This is a genomic window from Marinobacterium jannaschii DSM 6295 (assembly GCF_000620085.1).
In the GTDB taxonomy this organism is placed as follows: domain Bacteria; phylum Pseudomonadota; class Gammaproteobacteria; order Pseudomonadales; family Balneatricaceae; genus Pontibacterium; species Pontibacterium jannaschii.
In genome coordinates, this window is record NZ_JHVJ01000033.1 from 26,096 (window position 1) to 46,641 (window position 20,546).

18 protein-coding genes and 1 pseudogene are annotated in these 20,546 nt (G+C 56.3%); 15 read left to right on the forward strand and 4 right to left on the reverse strand.

The genetic code is table 11. From position 1 onward, the window contains the following. Positions 1-23: 23 nt before the first annotated feature. Positions 24-1,046, reverse strand: coding sequence for a small ribosomal subunit biogenesis GTPase RsgA (gene rsgA / locus Q354_RS0114675; protein WP_027858267.1), 1,023 nt, complete (start codon positions 1,044-1,046; stop codon positions 24-26). Between the two features lie 109 nt (positions 1,047-1,155). On the opposite strand from rsgA, the gene orn reads away from it, so the two are divergent. Next, complete coding sequence (gene orn / locus Q354_RS0114680) at positions 1,156-1,701, forward strand: oligoribonuclease (RefSeq protein WP_027858268.1); 546 nt, start codon at positions 1,156-1,158, stop codon at positions 1,699-1,701. Positions 1,702-1,735: 34 nt separating this feature from the next. Here orn and Q354_RS25935 read toward each other — a convergent pair whose 3' ends face one another. After that, entirely contained in the window at positions 1,736-3,328 is a 1,593-nt protein-coding gene (locus Q354_RS25935) for a diguanylate cyclase domain-containing protein (protein WP_169828894.1), read from the reverse strand. A gap of 180 nt (positions 3,329-3,508) precedes the next feature. Next, positions 3,509-4,639, reverse strand: coding sequence for a tRNA epoxyqueuosine(34) reductase QueG (gene queG / locus Q354_RS25940; protein WP_084332619.1), 1,131 nt, complete (start codon positions 4,637-4,639; stop codon positions 3,509-3,511). 66 nt (positions 4,640-4,705) lie between these two features. On the opposite strand from queG, the gene Q354_RS0114695 reads away from it, so the two are divergent. The 12 genes and pseudogenes from Q354_RS0114695 to Q354_RS0114750 all read left to right on the forward strand — a co-directional run bounded on the left by Q354_RS0114695 (position 4,706) and on the right by Q354_RS0114750 (position 18,026). After that, the gene (locus tag Q354_RS0114695) at positions 4,706-6,223 is read left to right on the forward strand and encodes a bifunctional ADP-dependent NAD(P)H-hydrate dehydratase/NAD(P)H-hydrate epimerase (RefSeq protein ID WP_036230023.1); all 1,518 of its coding nucleotides are present in this window, start codon (positions 4,706-4,708) and stop codon (positions 6,221-6,223) included. Between the two features lies 1 nt (position 6,224). Continuing rightward, entirely contained in the window at positions 6,225-6,686 is a 462-nt protein-coding gene (gene tsaE, locus Q354_RS0114700; RefSeq protein WP_027858270.1) for a tRNA (adenosine(37)-N6)-threonylcarbamoyltransferase complex ATPase subunit type 1 TsaE, read from the forward strand. Positions 6,687-6,709: 23 nt separating this feature from the next. Then, positions 6,710-8,416, forward strand: a complete 1,707-nt coding sequence (locus Q354_RS25945; RefSeq protein WP_084332620.1) for an N-acetylmuramoyl-L-alanine amidase — start codon at positions 6,710-6,712, stop codon at positions 8,414-8,416. 14 nt (positions 8,417-8,430) lie between these two features. Continuing rightward, a pseudogene (gene mutL, locus Q354_RS25950) lies at positions 8,431-10,325 on the forward strand (DNA mismatch repair endonuclease MutL). Between the two features lie 37 nt (positions 10,326-10,362). Next, complete coding sequence (gene miaA / locus Q354_RS0114715; RefSeq protein WP_051560169.1) at positions 10,363-11,268, forward strand: tRNA (adenosine(37)-N6)-dimethylallyltransferase MiaA; 906 nt, start codon at positions 10,363-10,365, stop codon at positions 11,266-11,268. A 118-nt stretch (positions 11,269-11,386) separates the two neighbouring features. Then, on the forward strand, positions 11,387-11,629 hold the full coding sequence (gene hfq, locus Q354_RS0114720; protein ID WP_027858272.1) for an RNA chaperone Hfq: 243 nt from the start codon (positions 11,387-11,389) through the stop codon (positions 11,627-11,629). 8 nt (positions 11,630-11,637) lie between these two features. Then, on the forward strand, positions 11,638-12,939 hold the full coding sequence (hflX, locus tag Q354_RS0114725) for a ribosome rescue GTPase HflX (protein ID WP_027858273.1): 1,302 nt from the start codon (positions 11,638-11,640) through the stop codon (positions 12,937-12,939). Between the two features lie 134 nt (positions 12,940-13,073). Continuing rightward, complete coding sequence (gene hflK, locus Q354_RS0114730) at positions 13,074-14,279, forward strand: FtsH protease activity modulator HflK (protein WP_027858274.1); 1,206 nt, start codon at positions 13,074-13,076, stop codon at positions 14,277-14,279. Further along, the gene (hflC, locus tag Q354_RS0114735) at positions 14,279-15,151 is read left to right on the forward strand and encodes a protease modulator HflC (RefSeq protein ID WP_027858275.1); all 873 of its coding nucleotides are present in this window, start codon (positions 14,279-14,281) and stop codon (positions 15,149-15,151) included. The genes hflK and hflC overlap by 1 nt, the downstream gene beginning before the upstream one ends. Before the next feature lie 137 nt (positions 15,152-15,288). Continuing rightward, positions 15,289-15,486 carry a DUF2065 domain-containing protein gene (locus tag Q354_RS0114740; RefSeq protein WP_027858276.1) on the forward strand — a complete coding sequence of 66 codons (198 nt, stop codon included), beginning with the start codon at positions 15,289-15,291 and terminating at the stop codon, positions 15,484-15,486. Positions 15,487-15,515: 29 nt separating this feature from the next. Then, the gene (locus Q354_RS0114745; protein WP_027858277.1) at positions 15,516-16,691 is read left to right on the forward strand and encodes an ATP phosphoribosyltransferase regulatory subunit; all 1,176 of its coding nucleotides are present in this window, start codon (positions 15,516-15,518) and stop codon (positions 16,689-16,691) included. Between the two features lie 39 nt (positions 16,692-16,730). Further along, entirely contained in the window at positions 16,731-18,026 is a 1,296-nt protein-coding gene (locus tag Q354_RS0114750) for an adenylosuccinate synthase (protein WP_027858278.1), read from the forward strand. Between the two features lie 162 nt (positions 18,027-18,188). Here the strand turns inward: Q354_RS0114750 and Q354_RS0114755 are convergent, their stop codons facing one another. Continuing rightward, positions 18,189-19,001 (reverse strand): inositol monophosphatase family protein, encoded by an 813-nt coding sequence (locus Q354_RS0114755; RefSeq protein ID WP_027858279.1) that lies wholly within the window; start codon positions 18,999-19,001, stop codon positions 18,189-18,191. A 132-nt stretch (positions 19,002-19,133) separates the two neighbouring features. Here Q354_RS0114755 and Q354_RS0114760 point away from each other — a divergent pair, with 132 nt between their 5' ends. Both Q354_RS0114760 and iscR read left to right on the forward strand, forming a co-directional pair. Continuing rightward, positions 19,134-19,871, forward strand: coding sequence for an RNA methyltransferase (locus Q354_RS0114760; protein WP_036230035.1), 738 nt, complete (start codon positions 19,134-19,136; stop codon positions 19,869-19,871). A gap of 162 nt (positions 19,872-20,033) precedes the next feature. After that, positions 20,034-20,531 (forward strand): Fe-S cluster assembly transcriptional regulator IscR, encoded by a 498-nt coding sequence (iscR, locus tag Q354_RS0114765; RefSeq protein ID WP_027858281.1) that lies wholly within the window; start codon positions 20,034-20,036, stop codon positions 20,529-20,531. Positions 20,532-20,546: the final 15 nt, after the last annotated feature.

The following is a 20,546-nucleotide window of genomic DNA, read 5'->3' on the forward strand; positions in this document are numbered from 1 at the left end:
GACTCGTAACGAAAGCGTTATTGTTACTGTTCTTTCAAAGATGTAAGTATGTGTCGATAACTGTACCACCGTTCGGTGGAAATTTGACCGCTTTCCAGTGCTTCTTTAAACGCGCATCCTGGCTCTTTTTCGTGATTGCAGTCACGGAAACGACAGTAGCCTTTGACGCCGTCGAACTCCTTAAAGCCATCAATCAGCCGGTCCGGATCGATATGCCAGAGTCCGAATTCACGGATGCCGGGGGAGTCGATCAGGTCACCCCCATCAGGGAAATGAAACAACCGTGCCGTGGTTGTGGTGTGGCGTCCTTTGCGCGTCTGCTCTGACAGCTCGCCAACCCGCAGGTCGATTCCCGGCAGCAGGGAGTTGATCAGGGAGGACTTGCCGACACCTGACTGGCCGACAAAGACGCTGATTCGGTTATCCAGTGCCTGCTTCAACTCCACCAGTCCCTCCTGGCTTGCATTGGAAGCATGCAGAACCCTGTAGCCGATATCCTGATAGCGCTGCATCATCTCTTCTATCGGCTGACGGTTGGCATCATTGAGCAGGTCGGTCTTATTCAGCAATATCACCGGCTCAATCTCACTGAGCTCGGCGGCAACCAGGTAGCGATCGATCAGGTTGGCATAAGGTGTCGGCTCGACCGCCACGGTTACCACAATATAGTCGATATTGGCGGCAACGGGCTTGAGGTCGCCGTGGGGGTTAGGGCGGATCAGCTCACTCTTACGCGGCAGGGTGGCGACGACGACACCGGCATCGGCGCCCGCGCGCCAGATAACCCGGTCGCCGGTCACCAGCTGTCCCAGGTTGGTGCGCATATGGCAGCGGATGATCTCGCCTTCACGTTCGCCGTCGCTGATCTCCACGTCAACCTGGCGGCCAAAGTGGGAGATAATCAGTCCGTGTTGTTCCGGACCCAGTTCACTTCCTTCAAGCTGGACATCAATGGCTGCATCTTTCTTCGCGGCCCGCGCTGCGCGCTCTTCCTGTATTTTCTGCACGCGCCAGGTCTGGCGGCGGTTCAGTTTTCGTTTCGCCATTCACAACTCTGAGTATATATTTGGGAAATGTATCTGACAGCAGGTACACTCGGCGGTCTATTCTATTGTAATCGCAACACTCTGTGCCAGTTGCCGCGGGAGGAATTCAGTGGACCCTAAGAATAACCTGATCTGGATCGATCTGGAGATGACCGGACTGGATCCGGATAATGACTTTATTATCGAAATCGCGACCATTGTTACCGATAAAGATCTCAATGTCATTGCCGAAGGTCCGGTTATGGCGATCCATCAGCCGGATGATGTGATGGAGGGGATGGATGAATGGTGCACCAACACCCACGGTAACTCCGGGCTGACTCAGCGCGTGAAGGAGTCAAGCCTGACCGAGCGTGAGGCTGAACAGCGTACTATTGAGTTCCTGGCCCAGCATGTCGCCAAGGGCGCATCACCGATCTGCGGTAACAGCGTCGGTCAGGATCGGCGTTTTCTCTACCGTCATATGCCGGAGCTGGAAGCGTTTTTCCACTATCGCACTATCGATGTCAGCACCCTGAAAGAGCTGGCGAGCCGCTGGAAGCCTTCGGCAATGGATGGCTTTTCCAAGAAAGGGGCGCATCTGGCGCTGGACGATATCCGCGAATCCGTTGAAGAGCTCAAGCACTACCGCAAAACTTTCCTGAAGCTGGACTAATCCCGGCGCAGGGCTGAATCCGCCGTGGTTGCCTTCAGCTTGTTCCGGCTGGTTGCTGCGCCAGGCTGATGCCATTCTTGCCGTTGTGCTTGACCCTGTACATTGCGGTGTCTGCCAGGTGGATCAGCTGATCGATATCGGTCACCGGTTGTTCGGAGCAGGCGATACCGATACAGGCGCCAATATGGATCTCATGCTCTTGCAGCATAAAAGGGGAGCAGATCCGTTGCAGGGTCTCCTCTGCTGCGCGCTCGGTGACGTTGCTCTCGGTAGTATCATGCATCACCACTACAAACTCATCCCCGCCATAGCGCGCCACTTCGTCGGTGCTTTTCAGGCCTGACGCAATCCGCTGGGCGACAGCCTGCAGCAGCTGGTCACCGACCGCATGACCATACTGGTCGTTGACTGACTTAAAGCCGTCCAGGTCGATAAACAGGACTGAGAATGCTCTCTGGCGCTGCAGCAGGTTGCTGAGGGTCTGGCGGATGGCGAGACGGTTTGGCAGTCCCGTGACCACGTCATGGCGGGCAAGGTGACGGCTGAGCTGTTCGGCCTTTCGCAGCTCGGCGGTCCGCGCCTCAACCCGTTGTTCCAGCTGATCGCGTCCCAGCTCTACCTGCTGAGACATCTGGTTGAACGCTGTCAGTAACTGGTTGATCTCGGATGCCTGGAACCCGGGCTGGGGTGCGATCGCTTGATGCCGCTGCTGCTGGGCAATGGCTGCGGCCTTTGTCACCAGCTGACTGACCGGGCGTGAAATTCTGCCTGCCAGCCACCAGCTGGTGGCAAGCGATACAGCCAGCGCGATCAGGGCAACGATAAGGGTGACGTAGCGTACCTTAAGGGCGTGGCTGTACAGCTCGCTGACCGGCTGGGGCACCATCACGCCCCAGCCGGTGCGTTCGACGCTGGAAAAGCCAGCGATCATATGGGCATCCACAGCCGGTGAATAGAAGCGCGCTACACCGGTCTCTCCCTGCATCATCCTCTGCACGGCCGGAATGGCTGCGATATTGCGGGCGCTTTCCTGCCAGCGTTTGTCCGGGTGGGCCAGTATATTGCCGGCACGATCGACAATGGCGGCATGGCCCAGCTTGCCAAAGGTGACCGCCTGCTGGATCAGCTGCAGATAGCCGGTGTTCATGGCGGCTATCCAGTAATGCCGGTTCCGGCTCTGGCGTACCAGATAGAGGGTGGGTTCCGGCAGTGACTCACTTCTGACGTTGCTGATGCGGGTTTGTGCCGAGGCGGAGTCGAATATCTGGGAGTGGCGCAGGTCGTCGGGAAAATACCCGGAATCGCCGAAGTGTGTGCGCAGGTGGCGCCCCTGAGGGTCGTATTCGCTCATGGCGTGGACGTTGAACTGCAGCAGTAGCTGCTGGAGAGCGGTCTCCGCTGTGCCGCTGTCCCGGTCGGTTACGGCTGCAAAGACGGCTGTCACATCGATGGCATAGCGGTTGAGTGCGCCCGTAAGGTTTTTAGCGATGAGCAGATGCTTCTCTTCGACTGCGGCAAACTCTTTATCCAGCGCGGTGTCCGTTGTCCATACGGCAAATATGGCGATTGGAATCAGAACCAGCAGAGTCATAGTTGCGAACAGCAGTTGGCGTAGAGATAGATTCATAGGCGGCATAGGTGCTGGTGAGATGTCAGCTTCCAGCATACCCAAAATCAGTCCGCGTTAAAGCAGGATTTGTTTTATTTTTGTGTGTGTCTGCTCCTGTGGTTTTTAATGTGTGTTTTAACTTGTTGATTTTAAATTTATTTGTTGTTTGCTCTTGAGTGGGTTCTATGTTTTTCGGGTCTATTTCTGTTTGATTTTTTTAGATCGCTGATGGCTCAGGATCGGTGGCGGGGTATTGCCAGTAGAGGCGTCCAGGCGCTCAAGTGCCCAGAGAATGTGTTCGCGTACGATCTCTGAAGGGTGCTCCAGGCGGGAGCGTAAGGCCTCTGTTACCGCCTCGCCGCCGTCACTGTTGCCAAGGGCTACGGCGATATTGCGCAGCCAGCCTTCGTGGCCGGTACGGCGGATCGCCGAACCTTCGGTGTTTTTCAGGAAGGTTTCCTCATCCCAGGCGAAAAGCTCAGTGAGCTGGCGGTTGTCCAGCCGGTGGCGGGGATGGAAGTCCGCTTCAGCGGTGTCGTTGGAGAAGCGATTCCAGGGACAGATCAGCTGGCAGTCGTCGCAGCCAAAGATCCGGTTGCCCATCAGGGGGCGCAGCTCTTCCGGGATGCTGCCTTTCAGCTCGATAGTCAGGTAGGAGATGCAGCGGCGGGCATCCAGCACGCCGGGTTGTGGAAAGGCATTGGTCGGACAGACATCGATACAGGCACTGCAGCGGCCGCAGTGGTTTTCCTGTTCGGGTGGATCGACCGGTAGTGGCAGGTCGATAAAGAGTTCGGCGAGAAAGAACCAGGATCCTGCCTGGCGGTTAAGGATCAGGCTGTGTTTGCCAGTCCAGCCCAGGCCTGCCTTTTGCGCCAGCGGCCTTTCCAGTATCGGGGCGCTGTCGACAAAGGCGCGAAACTCCAGCGCCTGGTCCAGGTGCTGCTGTATCCGTTTGCCGAGCTGAGTCAGACGCTTGCGTACCAGTTTGTGGTAGTCGCGGCCGAGGGTATAGCGGGCGATATAGGCCTTGTCCGGTGAGCTGAGTACTTTGAGGGTGCTGATATCCGGTGGCATGTAATCCATGCGGACACAGATAATGCGCTGGGTACCGGGCTGCAACTGATCCGGGTGGATGCGCTTCTCAAAGTGGTTGCCGAGATAAGCCATCTCTCCCTGATAACCCCGCGCCAGCCAGTCACGCAGTCGTGCCTCCTGGTCCGAAAGGTCCGGTTCGGTAATGCCGCATTGCTGAAAGCCGGCTTCCCGGGCCCACTGTTTGATATCGCAGGCAAGTTGCTGCAGTTGAGATGGTGTCAATTCGGGCATACGGCTCCGCTTGCCTGATGGCGGCAGGCTTCCTCTATAATGGGGCTATTCTCAGGAGATAAGCTGATGTCTGTCGATAGAACTCTACTTCCCGCGGCATTATACACCGCTGAACAGACCCGTGCGCTGGATCGCACTGCCATTGAACTGGCCGGTATTCCGGGCTTTCGCCTGATGCAGCGGGCGGGGCGCGCCGCCTTTCAGTTAATACAGCAGTATTACCCGCAATGTCGCAGTCTCAGTATTCTCTGTGGCACCGGTAATAACGGTGGCGATGGCTTTGTGGTTGCGGCGCTGGCGCGCCAGCATGGCTACGAGGTGCAGCTGATACTGGTGGGTGGCGAGGATTTTTCCGACCGGCTCAGGGGCGAGGCGCTGCAGGCCTGGCAACGGATGCTGGAACAGGGTGTCGACGGAGAGCTGTTCTCGGATGAGACGGAGATCGGGGGCGAACTTATCGTTGATGCGATTCTGGGAACCGGCCTGGGGGGCGAGGTCAGAGGTGTGGCCAGGGCTGCGATCCGGCAGATTAACCGCACGGCAAAACCGGTGCTGGCACTGGATACGCCCTCTGGAATCTGCAGTGATAGCGGTGCCGTGCTGGGTGAGGCGGTTGAGGCGGATGCTACGCTCAGTTTTATCGGGCTTAAGCAGGGGCTGATGACCTATCAGGCGGTGGATTATACCGGCCAGCTGTTTTTCGATGGCCTGCTGGTGCCGGATGAGGTTTTTGAGCAGGTGGCCGTCAGTGCTTTTCGTCTTTCTGCTGAAGACCTGGCTGAGATCCTGCCGCCGCGCCGCCGCACGGCGCATAAAGGTGATTTTGGCCACCTGCTGGTGGTTGGCGGCGATATCGGTATGGGAGGCGCGGCGGTGATGGCGGCGGAGGCGGCGTTACGTAGCGGCGCCGGTTTAGTGTCGCTGGCTACCCGGGAGTCTCATGTGGCAGCCTCGCTGATCCGCTGTCCGGAGGTGATGGTCAAGGCAGTGCGGGGCGCTCAGGATCTGGAACCCTTACTGCAGAAAGCCAGCATGGTGGTTATCGGACCCGGGCTGGGGACTGATGCCTGGGGCGAACAGCTGCTGAAAGCGGTGCTGGCATCCGGCAAGTCGATGGTGCTGGATGCCGATGCGCTAAACCTGATCGCCTTACATGAATGGGATCTGGGCGCGGCTGCAGCGTACTCGGTGGTGACGCCTCATCCGGGTGAGGCCGCCCGGCTGGCAGAGCAATCCGTGACGCAGATTCAGCGCGATCGCTTCAACAGTGTGCTGGCATTGCAGCAGCGACTGGGCGCAGTGGTATTGCTCAAGGGGGCCGGCACGCTGATTTCTGATGGCGATGCGACCTACCTCTGTGATCGGGGAAACCCGGGGATGGCGAGCGGCGGCATGGGGGACGTGCTCTCTGGTATTATCGGTGCTTTGGCTGCCCAGGGACTGAGTGCTCTGGATGCGGCGCGTATTGGTTGCTATCTTCATGCCTCTGCCGCCGATCTGGCAGCCCATGAGCTGGGCGAACGGGGCATAACGGCAACTGACCTGATAAATCGGGTATCCAGGGTAAGTAACAGAAAGGTTTGAAGTGACGGAATTTCAGTACAGTGCAGCGGATGAGGCTGCAATGATCGCGTTTGGTAAGCGCCTTGCCGCAGTGACTCTGGGGCGTGGTGTGGTGTTTCTGCAAGGTGATCTGGGGATGGGCAAGACCACCCTTTGTCGTGGCGTGCTGCAGGGCTTTGGCCATAAAGGTGCGGTTAAGAGCCCGACCTATACGCTGGTGGAACCCTATGAGCTGGCTGAGCATCAGGTCTATCACTTTGACCTTTACCGTCTCTCCGATCCGGAAGAGCTGGAATATCTTGGTATTCGCGATTACTTTGATGAACGGGCATTATGCCTGATTGAATGGCCTGACCGGGGGGCGGGAGTACTGCCCCAGCCCGATCTGGAAATCTATTTGGATATAGAAGGGCAGGGCCGCAGTATTCGCTGGCTGGCGCATACCGAATACGGTGTGCAGCTGGCTGAAGAACTTAATCGCTGAAGAGACAGAGAAAAACTTTCCGGATGTCAGGTTCTTTAAGACGAAGTTCCCTATGGATTGCACTGGCCTTCTGGCTGATGAGTGCGTTGGTGCAGGCCGCGGAGGTTCGCAATGTCCGCATGTGGCTGGCGCCGGACAACACCCGCCTGGTGTTTGATCTCAGCGGACCGGTGAAACACAAGATCTTTACTCTTTCCAATCCTGACCGGATCGTGCTGGACCTGAAGTCCAGCCGTCTCAATACTTCACTGTCTAAGGTAAACCTCGGGAAAAGTGCCATCCGTGGTTTGCGCAGTGCTGCCAAGGGTAAAGACCTGCGTATCGTGCTGGATATGAAGCGCCGGGTAAGGCCCAAGAGCTTCGATCTGAAACCGAACGATCAGTATGGCCACCGCCTGGTGCTGGATCTGTTTAATGGCGGCTCCGGCAGCGCTGCGGTGAAAAAAGCGATCACGCCTAAAGCCGCCAACGGCCGACGCGATATTGTCATCGCCATCGATGCAGGGCACGGTGGCGAAGACCCGGGAGCCTTAGGGCCGGGGCGGGTCAAGGAAAAAGTTGTGGTACTGGCTATCGCCAAAGAGCTGAAACGGCTACTGGATGCCGAGCCCGGCTATAAAGGCCGGCTGACCCGCAGCGGCGATTACTATATCAGCTTGCGGGGGCGCACTAAGGCGGCCCGTCAGTCGAATGCCGATCTGTTCGTGTCCATTCACGCGGATGCCTTCAAGGATAAGCGGGCCAAGGGAGCCTCGGTCTGGGTGTTGTCACCCCGGGGTGCGACCAGTGAAGTCGGTCGCTGGCTGGCGCGCAAGGAAAACAGTACCGATCTGATTGGTGGGGTCGGTAGCGTGAGCCTTGAGGATAAGGATGATGTGCTGGCCGGTGTTCTGCTGGATATGTCGATGACGGCAAGCCGTGCAGACAGTCGCGTGGTTGCCAAGCATATCCACAAAAATATCAGCCGCTTTGCCAAAATGCATAAGCCCTTTGTGGAACAGGCCGGATTCGTAGTGCTGAAATCTCCGGATATCCCCTCGATTCTGGTTGAAACCGGCTTTATCTCCAACCCGGATGAAGCGCGGAAGCTGAAGAGCCGCAGTTATCAGCGCAAGATGGCTAAGGCGATCTTCGCCGGTATCAAGGCGCATTTTAAAACCCGACCGCCACAGGCGACTGTTATTGCGAATACCGGCCCGTCTGCGGGCGAAACCAAATCGCGTTACAAAGTGGTGCGGGGGGACTCGCTGGGAGGGATTGCGGCCCGGCATGGTATGAGTATTGCCGCCTTACGAAAGCTGAATAACCTGAAGACGGATGTTATCCGCATCGGCCAGGTGCTGAACGTAGCTGAAACCGCCGCAGTTAAGCCGGTTGCGTCTCCGGTTGTTCAGCTGTCGCATTACAAGGTTGTGTCCGGTGACTCACTGGGCGGGATTGCTGCCCGGCACGGCATCAGTGTTGCGTCCCTGCGCAAGCTTAACGGTCTGCGCAGCGATGTTATCCGCGTCGGCCAGACGCTTAAAGTGCGGCCGGGGCCTGTGCAGCTGGCAAAGGTGAGCCCGGCTGAGGTGCGCAAAAAACCGGTGCGCTACAAAGTCTCCCGCGGCGATACCCTGGGTGTGATTGCCGCGCGAAACGGTGTTAGTGTTAAAGCGATACGCAAAGAGAATCGTTTGCGAAACGATGTCATCCGAGTCGGGCAGGTATTGCGTATACCTGCCAGCTGAATCTGGAATCTTAAATGTCCCGAATCCAATTACTATCGCCGCGACTGGCTAACCAGATCGCGGCAGGCGAGGTTGTAGAGCGGCCCGCCTCCGTTATCAAGGAGATGCTGGAAAACAGTATCGATGCCGGCGCGCGACGGGTTGATGTCGAAGTCGAGCAGGGTGGCATGAAGCTGATGCGGATCCGCGATGATGGTTCGGGTATCGATAAGGATGACCTGCCACTGGCCCTGAGCCGTCACGCCACCTCAAAATCCGTGAACTGGAAGACCTGGAGGCGGTGGGCAGCCTGGGATTCAGGGGGGAGGCGCTGGCGTCGATCAGTTCTGTCTCCCGACTGACGCTGAGTTCCAGGTCGGTCGGCGCTGAAAGTGGCTGGCAGGTGGTCACCGAAGGGCGAGATATGGAGGCTTCAGTGTCGCCGTCGTCGCAGCCGCAGGGGACCAGTGTCGAAGTGCGGGATCTGTTCTTCAACACCCCGGCACGACGCAAGTTCATGAAGACTGAGCGCACCGAGTTCAAGCATCTGGAAGAGGTGGTTAAGCGACTGGCGCTGAGCCGCTTTGATGTCGCCTTCAGTCTGCGTCACAACGCCAAGATGATCCATCAGCTGAGGGTTGCCAGCAGTGAGCTGGAGATGGAACGCCGTATCGCAGCGCTCTGTGGTTCCGCCTTTATTGATAATGCCCTGCGGGTGAATGTCGCGGCGGAGGCGTCGGGCCTGCGTCTGTCTGGCTGGATGGGGATGCCGACCTTCTCCCGTGGCCAGGCCGATATGCAGTACTTCTTCGTCAATAACCGCATTATCCGCGATAAGGTGGTTAATCACGCTATCCGCCAGGCCTATGAGGACGTGCTCTATCACGGCCGTCACCCGGCCTATGTGCTCTATCTGGAGCTGGATCCGGCGCTGGTGGATGTCAATGTACACCCGACCAAGCATGAAGTGCGTTTTCGCGAGAGCCGGCTGGTGCATGATTTCCTGTTCCGTACCCTGCATCGGGTGATTGCCGATGCGCGACCACAAGATCAGCTGGAAACTCCGGAAACCGTCTCTCCCGGGCATTCCGAGATGCAACTGAACTCAGCCCCCGGTCAGCTGGCCAGCGAGAATAGTTTTGAGCAGGGGCGCATGGCACTGCATCCGCAGCGTCCTGCGACCAGTCAGCACTCTGCCGGTGAAGTGCGCGAACAGATCAGTGCCTATGGCAACTTACATACTGCCGAGGCTGCCACTGGCATGGCTGCAGGTGGTGCTGGCGGTCTGAGTGGCTTTCGCCCTCAGCTGGCTGCGCCGCCGATGCCTGAGATCAGCGCTGAGGAGTGCCCGCCGCTGGGCTTTGCTGTGGCGCAGCTGCACGGCGTCTACATCCTGTCACAGAATGATAAGGGGCTGGTGGTGGTGGATATGCATGCCGCCCATGAACGTATCGTGTATGAGCGGATGAAGGCGGCCTGGGAAAATGATGCGATTCGCAGTCAGCCCTTACTGGTGCCGGTCAGTATGGCGGTGAGCAGCGGTGAGGCGGACTGTGCGGAGGAGCAGCGCGACACCTTCAGCCAGCTGGGGATAGAGATTAACCGCCTGGGTGAAGAGACGCTGGTGATCCGCCAGGTGCCGGTGGCGCTGGCGAAGGCGGATGCGGAAAAGCTGATCCGTGGCATGCTGACCGATATGATGGCCTATGGCAGCAGCTCGCGGGTGAGGCAGCATATTAATGAACTGTTGGGCACCATGGCCTGTCACGGTGCTGTACGAGCCAATCGCCAGCTGAGTCTGCAGGAGATGAATGCACTGTTGCGGGATATGGAGCAAACCGAGCGCAGCGGCCAATGTAACCATGGGCGTCCCACCTGGACCCAGATGACAATGAATGATCTCGATAAGCTGTTTATGCGGGGGCAGTAAATAAGTGACTAATACGCAGTTACCGGTGGTATTCCTGATGGGGCCAACCGCCTCAGGCAAGACTGACCTGGCGATGAAACTCTATGATCGGCTGCCCTGTGAGATCGTCAGTGTGGATTCGGCGATGATCTACCGTGATATGAATATCGGTACCGCCAAACCCGATGCCGAGATGCTGGCGCAGTACCCGCACCGTCTGATTGACCTGCGTGACCCGGCAGAGGCTTACTCAGCCGCTGACTTTCGTCAGGATGCCTTGCGGGAGATCGCAGAGATCCATGCCGGGGGGCGGATTCCGATCCTGACCGGCGGCACCATGATGTATTTTCATGCGCTGCAGAATGGCCTGGCCCGGTTGCCGGAAGCTAATCCTCTGATTCGGCAGCGCCTGCTGGATCAGGCCTCAGCTGAGGGCTGGGCGGCGCTTCACGCCCGCCTTGCCGAGGTGGACCCGGCATCAGCGCAGCGCCTGAATCCTAATGATTCGCAGCGCCTGCAGCGTGCGCTCGAGGTTTACGAGGTCACCGGCCGGCCGATGAGTGAGCTCTGGGCCGAGCAGGAAAAGCAGAAACTACCCTATCCGGTGGTGCCGATGGCGGTGATGCCTGCCGAGCGCAGCGAGCTGCACCAGCGAATTGAGCAGCGCTTCGATATCATGCTGGGGCAGGGCTTTGAGGAAGAGGTTCGGGCGCTGTGGCAGCGGGGAGACCTGAATCTGCAGATGCCGTCCGTGCGCTGCGTCGGTTATCGTCAGATGTGGGAGTATTTTCAGGGTGACTGGGACTATGGCACTATGCGCTTTAAGGGCGTGGTAGCTACCCGTCAGCTGGCCAAGCGACAGCTAACCTGGCTGCGCAGCTGGCAGGATCTGAACTGGTTGGATACACATGACCCGAATATTGTTGCTAAAGCCTTGAAATTGATAGAGCCAGTCATTATATAATGTCCTGCTGGCCTGTTTTGTGCACCTGCTGCTATGTTTAAGCTGTAGGCAGAAAATCGGGCAGGCTGAAAACTATAAATAATTAAATAATTACTCTTATTCAGGAAGGAGTTTGCAAATGTCAAAAGGGCAGTCTCTACAAGACCCTTATCTCAACGCGCTGCGCAAGGAACGGGTGCCGGTTTCCATCTTTTTGGTAAACGGTATCAAGCTGCAGGGACAGATTGAGTCTTTCGACCAGTTCGTAATTCTGCTGAAAAACACTGTCAGTCAGATGGTTTACAAGCACGCGATCTCAACCGTTGTACCTGCGCGTCCGGTTAAACTGCCACCAGCAGACGAACCTAAAGCCAGCAGCTGAGGTAATCATTGTTCTTTGAACGTCCGGAGTCTGGCGAACGCGCCATACTCGTCCATATAGAGATGGCAGATGAGGTGGACCAGGAAAGTCCGCAAGAACTCGAAGAACTTGCCATCTCCGCGGGTGCGGATCCTGTCGATTGGCTGATGGGGTCTCGCGCCCAGCCCAGCCCGAAATTCTTTATCGGATCCGGTAAACTCGATGAACTGCAACAGCTGGTGCAACTGCATCAGGTGGAGCTGGTCATCTTCAATCATTCCCTCTCTCCCGGTCAGGAACGCAATATAGAGCGAGAGATCAAATGCCGTGTGCTGGACCGTACCGGTCTGATCCTTGATATCTTTGCGCAGCGTGCCCGAACCCACGAAGGTAAACTTCAGGTTGAGCTGGCTCAGCTTGAGCATATGTCTACCCGTCTGATACGGGGCTGGACTCACCTTGAGCGTCAGAAAGGTGGTATCGGTCTGCGTGGTCCGGGGGAAACCCAGCTAGAGACTGACCGTCGCCTGTTGCGTGCGCGCATCAAATCGATCCATAAGCGTCTGGAGCGCGTACGAAAACAACGGGACCAGGGGCGGCGTTCGCGTAAGCGGGCCGAGGTGCCAACGCTGTCGTTGGTGGGATATACCAACGCCGGTAAGTCGACGCTGTTTAACCGTATTACCGCGTCCGAGGTGTATGCAGCCGATCAGCTGTTTGCAACCCTGGATCCAACCCTGCGTAAAGTGGAGATCGCGGATGTCGGCCCGGCTATCCTGGCCGATACGGTAGGCTTTATTCGCCATCTGCCACATAAGCTGGTTGAGGCATTCCGTGCTACGCTGCAGGAAACCACCGAAGCGACTCTGTTGTTGCATGTGATCGACTGTCATGATGACGAGCGCCACGGACATATTCGGGAAGTAGAGTCTGTACTGAAGGAGATCGGTGCTGCCGATGTGCCTGAGCTGCAGGTCTACAACAAGATCGATCTGTTACCTGGTCAGGAAGCCAGGATCGACCGGGATGAAGAGGGTAAGCCTGTCAGGGTCTGGCTCTCAGCGGTATCCGGTGAAGGGATCGATCTGCTGTTTCAGGCAGCCAGTGAGTTACTGGCTGAAGATGTGTTTCATGAAACGCTTAGCCTGAAACCACAGGAAGGCGGCTTCCGGGCGCAGCTTTATGCCCAGGGAGCGGTGATTAAAGAGGATGTAGACGAACAGGGTTGTATGCTGCTTGAGGTTCGCTTGCAGAAGAAGGATCTGCTACAGATTCTTAGTCGTGCAGGAATCCCGGCGGAACGATACTGTCCGGCTGAAGTCCACTATTAACGGGGTTGTCCTCTGTATTGCTATGTAGTTCCTGAGTGATCGCTTTTAACAGGGTTGTCGATAGGGGTTGCACAGTGCCGGGGGGCTACCTACAATTTTCCTCAGCGAATCAAGCTTTTGGAACGGAGACACTTATGGCTTGGAATGAGCCCGGTGGTAACGGCAAGAACCAGGATCCCTGGGGTGGTGGTGGCGACAATCGCGGTGGGAATAACCGCGGTGGAGATCAGGGACCGCCAGATCTGGATGAAGCTCTGCGTAAATTGCAGGATAAACTCAACAATATATTCGGAGGCTCCGGCAAAAAGCCCAATAGCGGCTTTGGCGGAGACGGTGGGGGCTCTGGTTCCTCGTCGGGCTCCGGTTTCTTTATTGTAATCATTGTGCTGGCAGTTCTGCTCTGGGCTGGGATGGGTGCATACACCGTCGACCAGCAGGAGCGTGCAGTGGTGCTGCGCCTCGGTGAGTTCATTGAAACCAAAGGCCCGGGTCTGCGCTGGAATCCGCCGCTGATCGATCAGGTATCTAAAGTTGTGGTAACCCGGGTACGTACCCGTGATCACCGCTCACTGATGCTGACCAAAGACGAAAATATCGTCGAAGTCGAAATGACCGTTCAGTACGTGATTACCGATCCCAAGGATTTCCTGCTCAACGTGCGTAATCCGGAAGAGTCGCTTTCCCATGCGGCCGAATCGGCCTTGCGTCATGTGGTAGGCGCAACCGAAATGCATTCTATTCTGACGCAGGGGCGTGAAACCCTCGGTGTGCAGGTGATGGAGCGGTTGCAGGGCTACATGCGCGATTACCGTACCGGATTGCAGATCTCTCAGGTCAACATCAAGGAAGCCAAAGCACCTTCACAGGTTCAGGATGCTTTCGATGATGTGATCAAGGCCCGTGAGGATGAGCAGCGCGTGAAGAACGAAGCTGAAGCATACTCCAATGGTGTTGTTCCGGAGGCGCGTGGTCAGGCCCAGCGTATGCTGGAAGAAGCCAGCGCTTATCGCGAAGAGGTTATCGCTAAGGCTCAGGGTGAATCTCAGCGTTTCACGGCTCTGCTGACAGAGTATGAAAAAGCGCCGGAAGTCACTCGCGAACGTCTCTATCTGGATACGATGGAACAGGTGATGACTGACAGCCCTAAAGTGCTTGTTGATGTTGAAGGTGGTAATAACATGATGTATCTGCCGCTGGATAAGCTGAGTCAGGGGGTATCGACTCGTCAGTCAGCTGATACTTCGGTTTCACTGGATAATCAGAGCCTGCGTCAGGTAACCGATCAGGTCATTGATCAGCTGCGTCAGCGTCAGGCGAGCAGCCGTCGGGAGGGGCGTTAATGAAATCCTCATCTCTGGTTGGAATTATTGTAGCCCTGCTGGTGCTACTGGTAGGTTCCAAATCCGTCTATATCATCAACGAAACCGAGCGTGCGGTATTGCTTAAGTTTGGTGAGGTGGTAAATGCGGATGTTAAGCCTGGTTTTCACTTTAAGGTTCCGTTCGTCAATGCCGTGCGCCGGTTTGATGCCCGTGTACTGACGCTGGATGCGCGTCCACAGTCTTACCTGACGCTGGAGAAGAAGCGTCTGGTGGTGGATTCGTTCGTGAAGTGGCGTGTTGAGAACGTTGAAAAGTACTACACCGCAACGTCAGGTGATGAGTTCAAGGCAGCTCAGATTCTGGCTGACCGTGTGGATACCGGACTGCGTAACCAGTTTGGTGAGCGTACCGTGACCGAAGTGGTGTCCGGTGAACGTGAAGAGCTGATGAAAGAGCTGACCACAAGTCTGAGCACTATTGCGAAGGATGAGTGGGGGATCGAGGTTGTGGATATCCGGATCAAGAAAATTGATCTGCCACCACAGGTCTCCGAGTCGGTTTATCAGCGTATGCGTTCTGAGCGTGAGCGAGAAGCGCGTGAGTTGCGTTCCCGTGGTCAGGAGCTGGCGGAAGGTATCCGTGCCGATGCAGATCGTCAGAAGACAGTTATCGTAGCCGAAGCCTATCGTGAGTCCGAGTTGTTGCGAGGTGATGGTGATGCCCAGGCGTCTGCGATCTACTCTGAGGCGTTCTCGCGTAATGCGGAGTTCTACTCGTTCCACCGCAGTCTGAAGGCTTATCGTGAGTCCTTCGGTAGCAGCAACGATGTGCTGGTGCTGAAGCCTGACAGTGACTTCTTCAAGTACCTGTCCAAGCCTGAGGTTCGCTAAGCCAATTGACTGTATTGGTATAAAAAACCTCCAATCAGGGCGCGCATCGCGCCCTGGTTTCTGTTAGGATTGTCAAAACCGGGCCAAGACCCGGTTTTTTTGTGTGGCAACGCTACTCTTGAGGTTGTGCTGGATACATGTCTTCCACTTTTTTGCATGAGCTATTGATCGGATTCTGTCTGATGCTGGTGCTGGAAGGGGTGATCCCATTTCTTTATCCTCAGCGCTGGCGCAGTCTGGTGCAGCAACTGGCGCAGGTCGATGACCGTACGCTACGGCTGTTCGGCCTGATCAGCATGCTGAGTGGTACGGCGTTGCTCTACTGGATTAATTGAGATTGCATCAAAATCGTACGGAGTACTGCATGGCATTGGCAGATCGCTGGCTGTTGCCGGAAGGGGTTAAAGAGTTACTTCCACCGCAGGCGCGTCGGGTAGAATCGCTGCGTCGCCGCATTATTGACCTGTATGAAAGCTGGGGCTATGAGCAGGTCATGCCGCCTCTGATGGAGCATCTGGACTCCCTGCTGACAGGTGTCGGGCGGGATCTGGAGATGAATACCTTCAAGGTCACCGATCAGCTGAGTGGTCATATGCTGGGTGTGCGGGCAGATATTACACCGCAGGTTGCCCGCATCGACGCTCATGTTTTGCGCAGCGAAGGGCCTAGTCGCCTTTGTTACTGTGCCTCTGTCCTGCATGCGCGTACGGCTGAGCCGCTGGCTTCCCGCAATCCGCTGCAGCTGGGTGCAGAGCTTTATGGTCATGCAGGCTTGGAAAGCGATCTTGAAGTTATCGTGCTGATGCTGACTACGCTGCGCAGTGCCGGTGTTGCCCGTGAGCTGACACTGGATCTGGGGCATGTGGATATCTTTCGCGGCCTGATGCAGCAGGCCGGAATCGGTGCCGAAGCTGAGGCCGAATACATGGATATTCTGGCACGTAAAGCATTGCCGGAGCTGGATAAGTTTCTCGTAGCCCTGAACGCTGATGCGCGTCAGCTGGAGATTCTGTCCCGCCTGCCGCGCCTGAATGGCGATCGTACTGTATTGGATAAGGCGCGTGAGCTTTTCTCAGATGCGTCGGCAGAGGTGCTTGAGGCGATTGACTACCTGGCACTACTGGCGGATAGCGTAGCGCGTCGTTTCCCGGAAGTGGATCTGTACTTCGACCTGAGTGAGCTGCGTGGTTATGCCTATCATACCGGCGTGGTATTTGCGGCGTTTACCCCGGGTCGTGGCCAGGCGATCGCCAAAGGCGGTCGCTACGATGCAATTGGTGAAGATTTTGGCCGGGCACGTCCGGCGACAGGCTTCAGTGCGGATCTGAAAACACTGATTGACTTGTCTGATGAAGAATTGGAAAGCGGTAAGCTGATTGAGGCCCCTGCGGGGGATGATCAGTCTTTGCTGCAACAGATTGAGGAGCTGCGCGCACAAGGTCTGCGGGTGGTCCAGAAGCTGCCAGGAAGTCAGGCGGCAGCGGGGTGCACCGCAGAACTGGTGCAACGTGATGGGGCTTGGGTCGTAGTCGACCTTTAAGTCTGAAGTGATTTAACGAACTAGCTCAAGAAGGCAGCAATGGGTAGAAACGTAGTCGTTTTGGGAACCCAGTGGGGTGACGAAGGTAAAGGTAAGATTGTTGATCTGCTGACTGATCAGGCAGCCGCGGTAGCGCGCTTCCAGGGCGGTCACAATGCGGGTCACACACTGGTAATCGACGGTAAGAAAACCGTCTTGCACCTGATTCCATCCGGTATCTTGCGCGAAAGCGTGATGTGCCTGATTGGTAACGGAGTTGTGCTATCTCCCGAAGCATTGCTGAAAGAGATGAAGGGTCTGGAAGAAGCGGGTGTTCCTGTTCGTGAGCGTCTGCGTCTGAGCCCGGCCTGTCCGTTGATCCTTCCTTATCACGTAGCACTGGATCAGGCGCGCGAGTCTGCGCGTGGTGAGGCTAAAATTGGCACTACCGGTCGCGGTATCGGTCCTGCTTACGAAGATAAGGTTGCCCGTCGTGGTCTGCGCCTGGCAGATATGATGGACAAAGAGCGCTTTGCAACCAAGCTGAAAGAGGTTATGGAATATCATAACTTCGCGCTGCAGCACTACTATAAAGCGGAAGCTGTTGATTTTGATAAGGTGCTGGCCGACTCTCTGGAGATGGCTGAGCAGCTGCGTCCTCTGGTTGCCGATGTAACCGGTATGCTGCACGACCTGCGTAAGCAGGGTCAGAGCATCATGTTCGAGGGTGCCCAGGGTTCCCTGCTGGATATCGATCACGGTACCTATCCGTACGTGACTTCTTCCAATACGACTGCGGGTGGTGCTTCTACCGGTAGTGGTTTTGGTCCTCTGTATCTGGATTACATCCTGGGGATTACCAAGGCTTACACAACGCGTGTAGGTGGTGGTCCATTCCCGACAGAGCTGGGTTGCGAAGTAGGTCAGCGTCTGGCTGAGCGAGGCCATGAGTTTGGTTCAACGACAGGGCGTGCTCGCCGTTGTGGCTGGTTCGATGCAGTGGCACTGAAACACGCTATCCTGGTGAACTCCATCTCCGGTATCTGTCTGACTAAACTGGATGTGCTGGACGGTCTGGAAGAGATTAATATCTGTGTTGGTTACAAAGATGCAGAAGGCAATGTGATCTCTTCCCTGAGTGGCAGCGAAGACTACGAGGCGGTTGAGCCTGTCTACGAGACTGTACCGGGCTGGGCTGAGTCGACTGTTGGCGCTAAGACTGTCGAGGAGCTGCCGCAGGCGGCTCTGAACTACATTAAGCGCCTGGAAGAACTGGTTGAGGCACCTGTGGACATCATCTCCACTGGTCCTGATCGTGTTGAAACTATTGTAGTGCGTAACCCTTACGACGCTTAAGTTTCTGCAGTACTGATCTGAAAAGCCCGGCTCGCCGGGCTTTTTTGTATCCGTAATTTGGCATCAGGATGTGGGCCTGGCTGTTTTCGGGCAATAAAAAACCCGGCGCAGGCCGGGTTTTCTGAATCAGTCTGGCAACTCAGTGAGTGCCGGGCTGCTTAATCAGTGCATGTCAGGTGTGACTGCCGGGCGGATAGCCTGCAGCAGTGCCTTGAACATTTTCGGGTTGCCAGCCACAAGGTTGCCGGACGTGCGGTAGTTGTTGCCGCCGGTAAAATCGCCAGCCAGGCCGCCGGCCTCTTGCAGGATCATCAGGCCAGCTTCGATCTCAGAGCGGTTCAGGCCGATCTGGAAGTAGCCGTCCAGGCGTCCGGCAGCGGTATACGCCAGGTTCAGGGCGGGGGAGCTGCTGTTGATAACCTGAGCGTCGCTGAGGGCGATGTTCTTGAACATTTCCAGGTGGTTGTTCAGGAACGGCTTATCGCTTGGGCGGTTAATAAAGCCGGTGCCGATCAGGGTTTTGTTCAGTGCGCGGTTATTGCTGACGCGAATCCGGCGGCCGTTAAGCTGGGCGCCCTTGCCGCGGCTGGCAGTAAACTCTTCGCTGGACATCGGATTCAGGATGATTGCATGTTCGATGCGACCATTCTGCTCGCCGGCCAGGCAGAGTGCGAACTGAGGCAGGGCATTTGCCAGGTTGGAAACGCTGTCAGCCGGAGTCAGGTGCCAGATAAATTCCGGACCCTCTTCCAGGGCTTCGTGACGACCTGTGTATTCACCGATTACCGTGTGGCTTGGGTAGGCCTTCTGGATGGTGACAACCACAGTCTGCTCGACCTGTTTGCAGGTTTTGTGCAGGAACTGTGCGACATCGGACTGTTCAGATTTGATCAGGTCCAGGCGCTCTACGGCGCGGACGATTTGTTCGCCTGCTGCGCGGGCGGCGCGCAGGGCAATATTCACCATCGGTTGCATGCTGTTTGGAGACCTAAAAAGCTGTTCAGAGCAAAGGCGGAGATTATACCTGAGTATTGTCATTGTCTGAACACTTTCCGGAGGATCTGCTAAAATATCGCGCTTTTAGCGACAGTAATCAGGTGGCGAAGATTGGCTAACGTACGGATAGTGCTGGTAAATACAACCCATCCGGGCAATATCGGTGGTGTGGCGCGGGCGATGAAAAACATGGGGCTAAGTGACCTTTGCCTGGTTGCCCCTAAGTTGTTCCCGAGTGAAGAGGCGGTATCGCGTGCGTCCGGTGCCGCGGATATCCTTGATCAGGCGAGTGTGGTGGGCTCGGTTGTTGAGGCTATTGCTGACTGTCAGCTGGTCGTAGGAACCAGTGCCAGGGAGCGGCATATTCCGTGGCCGCTGGTTGATCCCCGGGAGATGGCAGCTGTGGTGGCGCCGTTACCGGATGATGTGACGGTGGCTGTGCTGTTTGGCCGGGAAGATCGCGGTTTGACCAATGAGGAATTGCAGTTGTGCCATAAACACGTGCATATTCCGGCTATAGAGAGTTTTAGTTCGCTGAATATTGCGGCCGCAGTGCAGGTTATCAGTTACGAATTGCGAATGGCTGCTCTGGCGGGGGACGAGGTGAAGAATCAGCGCCCGCAGTGGGGTACCGACTGGGATATAGATCTGGCCGATCATGATGAAATTGAACGACTATTTGTTCATTTAGAAGAGACGTTGGTTGATATAGAGTTCCTTGATCCGGATAATCCCCGACAGTTAATGCCCCGTTTGCGTCGCCTTCTTATGCGTGCAGTGCCGGATAAGGTGGAAGTAAACGTTCTGAGGGGCGTATTGCGGGCGGTTCAGAAAAAGACGGGTCGTTAACGCGTAAGCAGGGCGGGTGCCGCCTGCTTTATCTTTCGTGCTAGAATGCGCGCCAAATCAGTGAAATAATCCCGACAAAATAGGTTGGTTATATACTTGACTGTTTTGGTCGGGTAAAGCATAATCCCAACCACACTCGCCAAACGACGAGGAATTCGGATTATGCGACTGACAACAAAAGGGCGCTATGCCGTCACTGCAATGCTGGATCTGGCACTGCATGAAGGCAAGGGGCCGATAAGCCTGGCTGATATTTCTGAACGGCAGGGCATCTCACTGTCCTATCTCGAACAGCTGTTTGCAAAGCTGAGACGGAATGAGCTGGTGAGAAGTGTCCGTGGGCCGGGCGGGGGCTATCAGCTCAATCGCACCCAGGAAGCGATCAATGTGGCTGAGGTGATCGATGCAGTGAATGAATCGGTCGATGCGACAGGCTGCAGTGGCGTAGGCGATTGTCAGGGCGGTGAAACCTGTCTGACCCATCACCTCTGGTGTGATCTGAGTGCTCAGATCCATAACTTCCTGAGTGGTATCTCCCTGGCAGATCTGGTGGCGCGCAAAGATGTGCGTCAGGTGGCCGATCGTCAGGATCGTCGACAGTTGGATAACATTATCATGAGCGCATCCGTGCAGTCTGCTGCGGAAAAAGCGACTGCATAAGTACGAGGTTCGGAG

What these genes read in the sequence shown, in the direction of transcription:
- Q354_RS0114755 (WP_027858279.1), bottom strand. Translation starts at nt 19,001, where the DNA reads ATGCAACCGATGGTGAATATTGCCCTGCGCGCCGCCCGCGCAGCAGGC.
- Q354_RS0114740 (WP_027858276.1), top strand. Translation starts at nt 15,289, where the DNA reads ATGTCTTCCACTTTTTTGCATGAGCTATTGATCGGATTCTGTCTGATG.
- hflC (WP_027858275.1), top strand. Translation starts at nt 14,279, where the DNA reads ATGAAATCCTCATCTCTGGTTGGAATTATTGTAGCCCTGCTGGTGCTA.
- Q354_RS0114695 (WP_036230023.1), top strand. Translation starts at nt 4,706, where the DNA reads ATGTCTGTCGATAGAACTCTACTTCCCGCGGCATTATACACCGCTGAA.
- Q354_RS25945 (WP_084332620.1), top strand. Translation starts at nt 6,710, where the DNA reads ATGTCAGGTTCTTTAAGACGAAGTTCCCTATGGATTGCACTGGCCTTC.
- iscR (WP_027858281.1), top strand. Translation starts at nt 20,034, where the DNA reads ATGCGACTGACAACAAAAGGGCGCTATGCCGTCACTGCAATGCTGGAT.
- queG (WP_084332619.1), bottom strand. Translation starts at nt 4,639, where the DNA reads ATGCCCGAATTGACACCATCTCAACTGCAGCAACTTGCCTGCGATATC.
- miaA (WP_051560169.1), top strand. Translation starts at nt 10,363, where the DNA reads ATGGGGCCAACCGCCTCAGGCAAGACTGACCTGGCGATGAAACTCTAT.
- hflK (WP_027858274.1), top strand. Translation starts at nt 13,074, where the DNA reads ATGGCTTGGAATGAGCCCGGTGGTAACGGCAAGAACCAGGATCCCTGG.
- rsgA (WP_027858267.1), bottom strand. Translation starts at nt 1,046, where the DNA reads ATGGCGAAACGAAAACTGAACCGCCGCCAGACCTGGCGCGTGCAGAAA.
- Q354_RS0114750 (WP_027858278.1), top strand. Translation starts at nt 16,731, where the DNA reads ATGGGTAGAAACGTAGTCGTTTTGGGAACCCAGTGGGGTGACGAAGGT.
- Q354_RS25935 (WP_169828894.1), bottom strand. Translation starts at nt 3,328, where the DNA reads ATGAATCTATCTCTACGCCAACTGCTGTTCGCAACTATGACTCTGCTG.
- Q354_RS0114745 (WP_027858277.1), top strand. Translation starts at nt 15,516, where the DNA reads ATGGCATTGGCAGATCGCTGGCTGTTGCCGGAAGGGGTTAAAGAGTTA.
- hfq (WP_027858272.1), top strand. Translation starts at nt 11,387, where the DNA reads ATGTCAAAAGGGCAGTCTCTACAAGACCCTTATCTCAACGCGCTGCGC.